Annotated in this window: 11 protein-coding genes; 5 read left to right on the forward strand and 6 right to left on the reverse strand. The window is 48.3% G+C overall.

Features of this window, described 5'->3' with window-relative positions; all coding sequences use genetic code 11:
* Nucleotides 1-13 precede the first annotated feature (13 nt).
* Together HLG76_RS12465 and putP are read left to right on the forward strand one after the other, a co-directional pair.
* Nucleotides 14-724: an aldehyde dehydrogenase family protein gene (locus tag HLG76_RS12465; protein ID WP_175993761.1), complete on the forward strand. Its 711-nt coding sequence runs from the start codon at nucleotides 14-16 to the stop codon at nucleotides 722-724.
* 47 nt (nucleotides 725-771) lie between these two features.
* The gene (gene putP / locus HLG76_RS12470) at nucleotides 772-2,268 is read left to right on the forward strand and encodes a sodium/proline symporter PutP (RefSeq protein ID WP_077576158.1); all 1,497 of its coding nucleotides are present in this window, start codon (nucleotides 772-774) and stop codon (nucleotides 2,266-2,268) included.
* An 84-nt stretch (nucleotides 2,269-2,352) separates the two neighbouring features.
* On the opposite strand, the gene HLG76_RS12475 is transcribed toward putP, so the two are convergent.
* Entirely contained in the window at nucleotides 2,353-5,304 is a 2,952-nt protein-coding gene (locus tag HLG76_RS12475; protein WP_175993762.1) for a diguanylate cyclase, read from the reverse strand.
* A 143-nt stretch (nucleotides 5,305-5,447) separates the two neighbouring features.
* Here HLG76_RS12475 and HLG76_RS12480 point away from each other — a divergent pair, with 143 nt between their 5' ends.
* Complete coding sequence (locus tag HLG76_RS12480) at nucleotides 5,448-6,182, forward strand: GntR family transcriptional regulator (protein ID WP_175993763.1); 735 nt, start codon at nucleotides 5,448-5,450, stop codon at nucleotides 6,180-6,182.
* On the opposite strand, the gene HLG76_RS12485 is transcribed toward HLG76_RS12480, so the two are convergent.
* The 5 genes from HLG76_RS12485 to HLG76_RS12505 form a co-directional block, all read right to left on the reverse strand.
* Complete coding sequence (locus tag HLG76_RS12485) at nucleotides 6,162-6,830, reverse strand: HAD-IA family hydrolase (protein ID WP_175993764.1); 669 nt, start codon at nucleotides 6,828-6,830, stop codon at nucleotides 6,162-6,164. The two genes, HLG76_RS12480 and HLG76_RS12485, sit on opposite strands and share 21 nt — an antisense overlap.
* A 216-nt stretch (nucleotides 6,831-7,046) precedes the next feature.
* Nucleotides 7,047-7,601, reverse strand: a complete 555-nt coding sequence (locus tag HLG76_RS12490; RefSeq protein WP_175993765.1) for a DUF1415 domain-containing protein — start codon at nucleotides 7,599-7,601, stop codon at nucleotides 7,047-7,049.
* A gap of 55 nt (nucleotides 7,602-7,656) precedes the next feature.
* Nucleotides 7,657-8,124, reverse strand: coding sequence for a CreA family protein (locus tag HLG76_RS12495; protein ID WP_077460804.1), 468 nt, complete (start codon nucleotides 8,122-8,124; stop codon nucleotides 7,657-7,659).
* A 151-nt stretch (nucleotides 8,125-8,275) separates the two neighbouring features.
* Nucleotides 8,276-8,608, reverse strand: a complete 333-nt coding sequence (locus tag HLG76_RS12500) for a hypothetical protein (protein ID WP_077576166.1) — start codon at nucleotides 8,606-8,608, stop codon at nucleotides 8,276-8,278.
* Between the two features lie 101 nt (nucleotides 8,609-8,709).
* The gene (locus tag HLG76_RS12505) at nucleotides 8,710-9,387 is read right to left on the reverse strand and encodes a hypothetical protein (protein WP_175993766.1); all 678 of its coding nucleotides are present in this window, start codon (nucleotides 9,385-9,387) and stop codon (nucleotides 8,710-8,712) included.
* Nucleotides 9,388-9,760: 373 nt separating this feature from the next.
* On the opposite strand from HLG76_RS12505, the gene HLG76_RS12510 reads away from it, so the two are divergent.
* On the forward strand, nucleotides 9,761-10,162 hold the full coding sequence (locus HLG76_RS12510; protein WP_077660570.1) for a GFA family protein: 402 nt from the start codon (nucleotides 9,761-9,763) through the stop codon (nucleotides 10,160-10,162).
* A 218-nt stretch (nucleotides 10,163-10,380) separates the two neighbouring features.
* Nucleotides 10,381-10,638, forward strand: a complete 258-nt coding sequence (locus HLG76_RS12515) for a glutathione S-transferase N-terminal domain-containing protein (RefSeq protein ID WP_025744429.1) — start codon at nucleotides 10,381-10,383, stop codon at nucleotides 10,636-10,638.
* Nucleotides 10,639-11,274: the final 636 nt, after the last annotated feature.

An 11,274-nucleotide genomic window follows, 5' to 3' on the forward strand; every position in this document is an offset into this window, starting at 1 on the left:
CAGGAGAAGCGTCATGCATCAATTAAATAGCGTTTTAGAGCAGTGTGAAGCGGTTTGGGAAGACTGGAATGATCAAACTGTCGCCGGTCGCATTGCGTTATTGCAACGGTGGTCTGACACGGTCGCCGCTCGCGGCGATGACTTTGCCCACGCAGCGAAGATGATTCGTTTTCAGTGTGAGAACGCTCAGCGCTTGCTCGATAAGGTTCACGAATTGCCTGGCCCGACAGGTGAAACGAACGAGCTGTATACGGCAGGAAGAGGGACTATCGCCATGACAGGTGATGCGTCTCTGACGTCTATTGCTTTGTGTGGTCAGTTAGCGGCTGCGTTGGTGGCGGGTAACTGTGTCGTCGTGAGCGTGGAAGGTTCGCATGCGGACAATGCCGACGCGGTCATGGCGGATCTTGTTAAAGCTGGATGCCCAGATAGAGTTGCTGTACGTGTCGATCTTGAGGTGTGCAGTGATCTATTCAAGCATCCGCAGGTCGTTGGCGTAGCGACGACTGGAACCAAAGAACATGTGCGAGACGTCAATCGTCAGCTCGCACAACGACAGGGTGTGATTGCGACACTGGTTGCGGAAACCGACATTGAGCAGTATTCAGTGATTGGTAGCCCTGACTATGTGTTGCGTTTCGTGACCGAATGCACCCGAACCATAAATATCACTGCTGTAGGTGGTAATGCCACGCTTCTGGAACTCGGTAGTGGTGAACATTAACTTTCCAGAAATGGCCCCAATTGGGGCCATGCAATTGAGGGACACATATGATAGACAATAGCTATGCCATCAGTGCAACCTTTCTGGCATATCTCATCATGATGCTTGCCATTGGTGTGTATGCCTACAAACGGACTTCTAACTCCGAAGATTATTTCCTCGGTGGCCGGTCGTTAGGCCCATGGCCCGCTGCGTTGTCAGCAGGGGCATCAGACATGAGTGGGTGGTTGCTGCTTGGGCTTCCTGGCTATGCCTACGCTGCGGGAATGGAATCACTTTGGCTTGCGGGCGGTTTGTTGTTGGGCACTTATCTTAACTGGTTAATTTGTGCCAAACGCCTGCGGACTTACAGTATTGAAGCAGATAACGCGCTGACGTTACCGGAATTTTTTGCTCGCCGTTTTGAGGATAAATCAAAATTGCTGCAAACCATCTCTGCTTTCTTCATTTTGCTTTTCTTCCTTTTCTACACCAGCTCAGGCTTGGTTGCAGGGGGTAAACTGTTCACCACGGTATTCGGGTTTGATTACACAACCGCGGTGGTGATTGGCACGATTTGTGTTGTGTCATACACCTTGTTTGGTGGCTTCTTGGCGGTATCTTGGACTGACTTGGTGCAAGGACTGTTGATGGCCGCGGCCTTGTTGATCGTGCCGTTTGTTATCATGGACGGCAGCATTTTCAAATTGGGCCGTGATGTTGCCGCAATCAACCCTGAGCTGATGACGTTATGGCGTGATGTAGATGGTGAGCCACTCACTTGGATCAGTATCGTCTCTTTGGCGGCCTGGGGCTTAGGTTACTTTGGCCAGCCACATATCTTGGCGCGTTTCCAAGCGACTCGCTCCAATAAAGACATTACCACGGCGCGTCGTATCGCAGTGGGTTGGTCTGCATTATCCATGGTCGGTGCGGTCTTGATCGGTTTAGTGGGTATTTTGTACGTGCAGAATGATATGTCAGGCACCCTGGCTGATGGTGAAAAAATCTTCATGTTGTTGGTCAATGCGGCATTCCATCCAGTGATTGCAGGTATCCTGTTGGCGGCAATTTTAGCGGCGATTATGAGTACAGCAGATTCTCAACTATTGGTATCGTCGTCTGCGCTCGCGGAAGATTTTTACAAGCAAGTTTTCCGTCCGGACGCATCGACCCAAGAAGTGGTCATGGTCGGTCGTGGTGCGGTTATCTTGCTGTCTGCGATTGCGCTTGGCTTAGCCATGGACCCTGATAGCTCTGTTCTGGGTCTGGTGTCTTATGCTTGGGCTGGCTTTGGTGCCGCATTCGGTCCTGCCTTGTTGCTCAGCCTGTTCTGGCGTGACATGAACCGCAATGGTGCGCTGGCTGCGATTCTTGTGGGCGGGATTACCGTGGTGGTTTGGAAACAAATACCTGGCGGTATCTTCGATTTGTATGAAATCGTCCCTGGCTTCTTGTTTGCGGGCTTGAGTGCCATTATCGTAAGTAAGTTGACGGGCGGGCCAACTGATTCTGTTACTAAACAATATGAATCATATGAAAAGAGCTTAAAGACTATGCCTTAAACGCAATGAGCGTATAAGCCCATTGGTTTATCCTGCATGTGAAACTTATCAGGGAGCGTTTAACGCTCCCTTTTTACATCATCATCACGCAGTATCATTGCTTTGGCGAACACAGTTACGTCCATCGCGTTTGGCCCGGTATAAGGCTTGATCGGCTTTCTTTAACCCATCGACATAGTCTGATGCCTGGTGGTTACTTGCCACGCCAATACTGACGGTAATACTAAGCGAGGGAGCAATATCGTTTAGATCTAACGCCGCAATTCGGCGTCTTAAGCCGTCAAAATAGCGATAACCGTCTGCAGGCGTTCCCGCTAATAAAAGCGTAAATTCTTCACCGCCCCAACGAGCGATATGACGCAAATGTGTCTGCTCGCGAAGAAGTAAGCTACCGACTCGCTGAATAATTTGATCCCCCACCAGGTGAGAATAGTGATCATTAATGCGTTTAAAATGATCAATGTCTAAGATCGCGACTTGCAAATCTGTCCCGGATTGGCGCGATTCTTCGAATACCTGATGCCAATATTCATCAAAGGCTCGTCGATTGGCCAGTCCAGTGAGGGCGTCTTCTTTAGACATTCGTTCGAAGTCATCGGCTTGGGCTTGTAAGGCCTGGGTTTTCTCTTCGACTAACGCTTCGAGTTGGATAGCTTTTTTCTTCATGTGTCGAATACGCCACATAAACGCGGCGTAGGCCGCAAGCACAGTCAGCAAAAAGCCTAGCGCTCGCACATCAGCGCGTTGCCAAAGTGATGGCATAACGCTGAAGTGATAACTGAGCACATCATCACTCCAGTCGCTATAAGGATAGCGAGCACTTACTTTAAAAGTGTAATCACCTGGTGGTAGGTTCGTATATTCGGCAATATGGTTTTCATGTCGGTATGCCCAATCAGATTCGAACCCTTTTAACTGCGTTCGATATTGGATTTGCTCCGGCATGGTATACCCGAGGGCGGCATAGGAAAACAAGATACGGTTGGTCCTCGCTGGTACCTTTCCCGTCGTTTCAGGGTTAATCTCTTTGCTATCGAACCGCACGCTTTGCATGACAATGGGTAAAGGGTGACTCAGTAGTTGGGATAACCGAGTCGGATTAACGCTAGTAACGCCTTTGGCAGTGGCAAAAATAATGTCTCCACGTGATGTTTTGGTTGCCGCAGGGTTTGAGCCACCGTTAGCTTGGCTGTTCAGCATGCCGTCACTTTGATCGTAATGTTCAAAGTCGATACGCGAGCGTGTTTTATCTGCAACTTGATGGGCGTGATCATAATTGATACGCCAGATACCTCGGTTACTGGATAGCCAAAAGCTTTGATCATCACCTTTCACAATTTGAAAGAACTTATCAATTGGTAGGCCCTGCGGTCTGCCGACTAAAGCTTGGTGGCCGTCAGCTTGTCGATAGCGCACAATACCGCGATCGGTGGCCATCCAAACGTACCCCGGCTCGTGGAAAAAGCCAAAAACATATTGAGCCTGCTCTTGTGCAGAAAAATCGAGCGTAGTGATTGTCTTTTCTAACAGATAGCTGGCACCGCGTCCGGTGCCAATCCATAGCTTATCGGTGTCATCAAATGCCAGCGACATAATGTAGCTGCCAGGTAACGCACTGTTTTGGCTATGATAGAGAGCCTGTTTTTGATAAGGCACTGATGCTGCGGTTGGTGATTTGCTTTGGTGTTGATCAAACTCGACTAAGCCACGTGGTGTTCCCACCCATAAGACGCCATTACGTTCGACAACTGCTCGTATTTCGCTATCTGGCAATTGGTCATTGATGGTGTTGGCCGCCGTGAGTGAGCCTTGGTGCCAGTAGTAGAGCCCTTTTTGATAAGTCCCTACCCATAGTCCGCCTTGCTGTCGATGCGCAAGACTAAGGACTGAAATATTATCGGCGAGTACGCGTGCGTTGCCCGCTATCGTATTAATCTGACTCAATCCTTCGCTGGAACCCGCCCAAACAGTATCGCCGTCACCTCCCAGTACGGTGCGCACGTAGTTACCTGCGAGTCCATTATCTTTGGTTAAGGTGACAAAAGGGGCGTAACGAAGCCGCATTGCTCCGCCGTTAGTGCCTATCCAGATACTGCCCTCATTATCCTCAAACCATGAAAGAATACGATTATTCGGGAGTCCTCGATGACCATCCAGGAAGTCGAGATGATTGTCACGCAGGTGTGCGATCCCACGGTTGAGTGTGCCAAACCAATAGGTCCCGCGGCTGTCTTGTTCGACCATGGTGATCGCTTGGTTGAGCAATGCGCTTGCCAGTGGCGTCCAACGTTCGTTTTTATAGCGCCATGCACCGCTTTCAGATCCCACTAACAATGCGCCATCTTGACTGCTGGAAACATAAAATGCTTTGGTAAAAAGGTTATGAAACGAAAGATGAGCGGCGCCGGCATGTTTGGAAAGCTGGTAAACACCGTCCTCAGTGGCGGCATAAACATGGCCTTGATCGGTTTGTGCTAAGTGGTAACTACTGGTCGTCTTAATAAAATGCTGAGGGTCGGGGCTTGGCTGCCTCAGCTGTTTGGACGTGTAATAGAGCACGCCCATCCCCTCTATAGCAAGCCACAATCCTCCAGACTGGTCATGCAGCGCATCGTTAATTAAGCTTGGTGCCACCGGTAAGTTCTGCCAAGAAAAGCCGCTGCGCATCACTAGGCTGCCGCGAGCGCCCCCTGCGTATAATTGGTTATCAGGTCCAGTGGCGAGTGCACGGGTACCGGAGTCTTGCATGTGCGTGTTCGGGCCGCGATCAAACAGGACAAATTCGAGTCCGTTGTAGCGAGCGACGCCTTCCCACGTTGCAAACCACAAGTAGCCATCAGAGGTCTGTTCAATGGCATTGATGCTGTTATGCGGCAACCCGTTGGCCGTTGTCCATGTTTCAATAAAATAGTCAGAAAGCGGGTTATCATCCGCATAGCCTAACGGTGTAAAACCAAGCCAGCAAAAAAGTAAAGTGCATACAAGACGTTGGGCTAGTCGTGTGGGGAAAAGTTTTTGTACGTTCCTTGGATGCATCTTTTGTTCTTTGCTCCGATTGCAAGTAGACTGGCGATTCTATCTTAATCACTGATTGATTCTTGGACATTGTGGTCAGGTTTTAACAGCAAGTTGAGAGAGATCACACCAAAAATATGAACATCAAGCAGATGTGACCTTTGATGATGCAGTTTATGGCGATTCGCCAGCAATTATTAACACAAATCGATCGCGGGCTACTTGCTCCGGGGAAAAAGTTACCGGGGGAGCGACAGCTCGCGGAGACGTTTTCGACTACGCGCGTGACCTTGCGCGAAGCGCTTGCTGTATTAGAAGCAGAGGGGCGCTTGTATCGGCGAGATCGTCGAGGTTGGTTTGTCGCACCCACGCCGTGTCCTTATGATCCGACTCAGTTAAGCGATTGGCAGGAGTATTTTGGACCGTATGGTGGCCAGTTTGTTTGGCATGCTCAAACCAAGAAGATGGCTGATGCTGCGATCAGCGATCACATGTTACTTCCTCCTTTCGGTCAAGTGTATGAAGGCGAGGGGCGCGTATGTATCGAGCAATTACCGGTGGGATGGATACGGACGTTTCTGCACCCTGATTTCTTCCCCGCTGTGTGGGAGACTGGTGACAAGGCGAGGCTAGATCATACGATACGCACTAACCGGGCGCTTGCAATGGCTGAGGTCAGTTGGTCAAGTGCTTGGGAGGCGCTCGCATCGTCGCAAAGTGGTGGCTTAGAGGTCGCGCCAGGCACACCGACATTGACGTTGACACGCTATTGGCGGATACCGCAAGCAGACACGTGGCAAACCGTGCGTATTGATCAAGAATGGTGGCGGCAACATGCAGTTGCGCTGTGTGGACGATCCACTAACCAGAAGAGCGGATCAGCACAACAGGTTGATTAAGTCTTCAATACTGAATGCGCGCGTCACTAAAGGATGATCAGTCGTCCGCACATTGGGGTTAGCGTTAAAATGGACAGTACGCATGTGTGCGTTAATCCCTGCTTGGATCCCTTTGTTGGTATCGTCGATAAAGATGCATTGCTCTGTGGGGCAGGCCATATTCATTGCGGCATAGTGAAGGAGATCAGGGGCAGGCTTCCAGCTGTTAGTGTCAAAGGCACTGAACAAGCGATGTTGGAAATAAGGCAGCAGCTTGGTGAGTGCTAATGCGTGTTCCATTTTTTCAACAGGGCCATTGGAGGCGACACAGATATCAATACCTTGCTGATTAAGCGTCTTGATTAGCGTTTCTATGCCTTTAACTGGTTGCAGCTCCGCTTCAAAGTACTGATGGCATAAATCACGAAAACGCGGCTCGAGCTGGTCGATAGGGATATGTGCGCCGCTTCGCTCACATGTGCTTTGCAGTACATCTGAGAGCTTTCCACCTTCGAAGTGATCAAGAGATTCTTGTAAGCTAATCACGACGCCAAATGTCGCGAAAGTTTCCACCAAGGCTTTATGCGATAGTTTCTCTGAGTCAACCAGCGTGCCGTCGCAATCGAATATGACGCAGCCAACTGGGGCCTTAAATCTGTTGTAAGACATAGTCACTCCCTTGTTCCTCTCCTTGTATCCTTAGATGCGCACGGTCAATCAACAAGTCGATGACATCGGAAATGCCAACTGTGTCTTACATTCTTGCCTGTTTCGTTATCAAAGTTAGTCAGGGATCGACTTTTGCCATACCCAATATTGGCGATGGATGATCACCGCTGACACTTCAATTAAAGGTAGGCACTTCAATCAAACGCAGGCCATCATTTAATTTTGATCATCGTTTATCCAAGGGAACAGTGTTTGACGTTGAGAGGGTGTCAGCGCTTCAACGCAGGCAACGTTGCGCTCAGGGATAAGTGCGGGATCTTGACCATAATGCTCAAGCGCACGCGACATGCTTGATTCTCGAATTAAATGGAAGCATGGATAAGGAGAGCGATTGGTAAGGTTTTCGCTATCTTCTGGGGCACAGCCGTCAAAACAGTATTCAGGATGAAAACTCGCGACCTGGAACCGGCCACGCCAACCGTAATGATCAATCAGCGCATCGGTGGCTTCAACCAGTGCAAGGTAGTGATCAAAGCCTGCTAGTGCATCGGGGACGACGACCACGGTTGTATCTGTGATGGTGGCGTCTGTCTGCGTCAGATGCACAAATGCGTGATAAATCGCTTCGAGGATGGCGTCATCATCCGTTGCATAACAGATATCTAGCCGAATTTGTTGGTTGCGACGGGGCTTGGCGGCGAATGGACAGAGATTTAGTCCGATCACGACATCATCGAGCCATGCATCCATTTGTGTTTGTACCGTATTCATAAAAGATCGCTCATAGGAGTGGCGCATTAGCAGATAACGACTACGTCTTGGGTTATTAGTGTTTTTGTGGCTGAGATTGGTAGGCTTTGGTTCCCCATAGCGGAACCGTCGAAAGACTATGTTTAAAGCTGCCTGACGTTTCTTTGGTCGAGTACGACAAATACATAAGCGTTTGATTTTTAGCATCGAAAATACGACGAATTTTCATTGACTTAAAAAATATACTTTTCGACTTTCTAAATACTATTTCGCCGGATGTACTTTTATCGATATTGGCAAGCATCTCGGGCGTAATCTCGCCAGTTTGTCGGCATGAAATCGCGCTGTCGCTTGGATCAGAAAAGCTCAAATCAGCCTCAACAGACGCAACATGGCATGTGACGCCACTGACCACAGGATCGACAAGGTGATTGAGTTTAATGTCTTTCATGGTGAACATGCCTAAGCTGACATCGCCCACTTCATCGTTTTCACAACCGACTAGTGTCGCCGTTAAAGCCAAAATCAATAGCGTTTTTCTCATCGTTATACCCCTTGTTAAGTTGTGGTCGAAGTGTACCACAGCCAATACTAGGTATGGGGTATCAATCAGCGTTTATCGCCGGCGTAGTAGATAAGGGGGGGGGGCTAATTGGCTATCAAAACGAGAAGCTGAGTGCCACATTTATGGCACATCAGTTATTACGAAATTGCGCGTCGCCATCTTTACCGGACAGAGACTCTGGCTCGAATGTCAACAACACGTGTGCGGCATCACAATAGCTACCGGTGTCAGCAAATGTTTTGCGTGCTGCAGCAATCTTGCGTTCGGCAATCCGACGGATATTTTGCGTGTTCGTTTGGTTGCTGAATGTCATTTGCTGGCTGATCATTTCTTGTCCAAACGTCGATTTGCAAATAGCCTCATTCTTTCCTGTCACCAGCTGTTCGGCTTTTGGTTTATCCTCTGTATTGGCGTGAGCGAAGACACTCATAAGGAGAATAAAAACCGCAAATGTTCTCATCATGCTTTCGACTTCCTATGCTATTTGTTTCAATCTTAGCATTAAGCAGCGACGTCGCCCACTGGCGACGTCAAAACAAGAAAAGTATTTGGGGAAGAGGGTGATTAGACTGAGATATCACTTTCGATTGTCGTTGAGTTTGGCCGAGTTTTTGGTACGAAACTCAACTTCTTTGCCTCAACAAGATACCCGAGAGCCGAAAGCCAAATGAGTGAATAAGCGACTAACTCAGTACTTTCTTCAGCGATATTTTTCACATCTCGCACGTAGTTGGCGCCCATCGCTTGTTCCCATAACTCGCCCATACCAAACAAACGCGAATACACGAGTAGCAGCGCTAATGCGATCATTAAAACTGTGCTGTGTCTTGAATGGATTGCGTGCGCAAGGCTAGTGAGGGTTTCACGCCAGTATTTCAATGCGGGACAAATAGCGAGCCCCGTTACAATTAATGCCGGCACTTTCCAAAAACCATGCATCACCATATCAAGTGCAGCATCCAGCTCTCGGATCATTAATACCAAGAAAAAGGCACTCATTAGCCCAGCTGCGTGGTGAAGGGATTGACTGAGCTTAGCGACACGACGAAACGCAAATACCGTCGCGGCGAGTAGCCCCAGTTGGGAAAGCTCAATCAATGATGATTCGGAAGCAACGTTGTGCGACGCGACACTGTAATGAACAATGCCTGCAATACCTGCGAAGTAAAGGGCGATTGCAAAAAATTGTCCGGCGCCTTTAAGCACCGTACGTGCAGCACATGAAGATCGTGGTAATGTCATATTATCCTCAATTCGATAAAACGATCTGCCCGTCCGTAGCAGGTGTCACCACCCTATGTGTGACCCTTGTCCCAAAAATGTCATTTGGATCGATAGTACGGTGAGCTTCATTAAACTGCAATAATTTATGTGATCAATGTCACTATATGTTCAGGAGTGCGTCAGGATTGTGAGCATTTATTCGTTAGGTGCCTGGTTAGATCGACGCGTTGTCAATAAATTTACACTGTAAATAGTAGTACGACGACGAGATAAGATAATTTCTCTGGGAAAGATTAATAGATAGCTATGACTATGAAATTAAACATTTTAATTGTTTTTTGTTAGGCAAGAGCAGACAATAGCGTCTGATACTTTAGATAGAGGTATGCTCATGTCCACTCTCTCTGCTAGCTGCCTATGCGGTGGTGTCCGTCTTACATTACCTGACACTTTCCTTTATATGGGAAACTGCCATTGCTCTGAATGTCGAAAGTTTACTGGTTCAGACTATTCATCAGTCGGCGGCATAGAGGCAGAAAAAGTCTCGATCACGGCTGGTCAAACGCATATTCGTTATTATGAGAAAAGCGCAGAAACGGTGCTTGCTTTTTGTGGGCAATGTGGGTCGAGCCTTTTCTCTCATAAAATCAATAAGGGGATGTTCAATATTCGTCTAGGAATTTTGGATACCGCCCCACAATCCGCGCCAAATTTTCACATTCACACGGCGTCGAAGGCACCATGGCATACGCCTAATGAGGCATTAAAACAGTTTGAACATGGGCCGGATTAATTTGGTCGTGTTATGCAGTTATTGATCCGTCTCCTTACCCTCGCTGATACGGACTTGTTGTTCGATTTTGAACAACAAAACACAATTGCTTATTCAGTGCCAATAAAATAGGCTAACGACTAGCGTTGGGACCAAGTTCAATGCCATCATTACGTGGAGTGAATTTACACAGTTGGTGGTATTTGAAGAGCCGCCTTGATGACCAAGAAGGAAACATAATGGCTGATTTGAACGGACTAAGTTTGTACCACAAAGAGCACTGCCCATTTTGCCATAAAGTGCGTGCAGTCATGACAGAGCTTAAGTTAGATATTCCGCTGGTGGATATGAACGCTAATGCCGAAGAATGGCAACGCCTACAGACCGAAGGCGGCAAAGGCATGGTGCCTTGTCTGCGTATTGACCAAGGCGGCGAAACCCAGTGGATGTATGAATCGGACGACATTATTGAATACTTGCGTGACAACTTCGCGTAATTGAACCAGATACTGGTTACGAGGGTCGCAGTTATCGATGCGACCCTCTTTTTAAGTATTATTATCTGTATGCCTGCCTTTCCGCTTTGTTCAACGCCCTGTGCACTGTGTCAGCACTCAAGGCCGCTGACCTTCCATCACTTGATCCCCAAAACTTGTCATAACAACAAATGGTTCACCAAGCGCTTTTCCCGACCCTACATGCGCGAACACGGTATTTGGGTATGCCGGCCTTGCCACGCCTTTATTCATTGCCAATTCAGTGAAAAACACCTGGGTCGCGCATTACACAGCCTCGACCTTTTACTCGCTGAGCCTGTGATCCAAGACTACATCCACTGGGCACGCAAACAGCGATCGTAACGAAGTAATGAGTGTGCGACGACCCACCAATAATGCAAAGTGGATTCAAAAAAACGGCGCTGAAAATGACAACACAAACACCAACTCGTTAGCCTGCTGGCTGAGCAACTTTTTGCTTGGCTTGGCAAGAAGTTGCTTGGTACGTGCAAAAAATTGGTCAGTCATATTATAAGGCACTGATTTTTAATGGTAAAAAACTTGGCATGCATTTCGCTTTATAGGGTGGCGAACAAGCAACATCACCGTCGTGGTGATGCTCTCTCATTACATACA

The sequence above is a fragment of the Salinivibrio sp. EAGSL genome (genome assembly GCF_013366455.1).
Classification (GTDB): domain Bacteria; phylum Pseudomonadota; class Gammaproteobacteria; order Enterobacterales; family Vibrionaceae; genus Salinivibrio; species Salinivibrio costicola.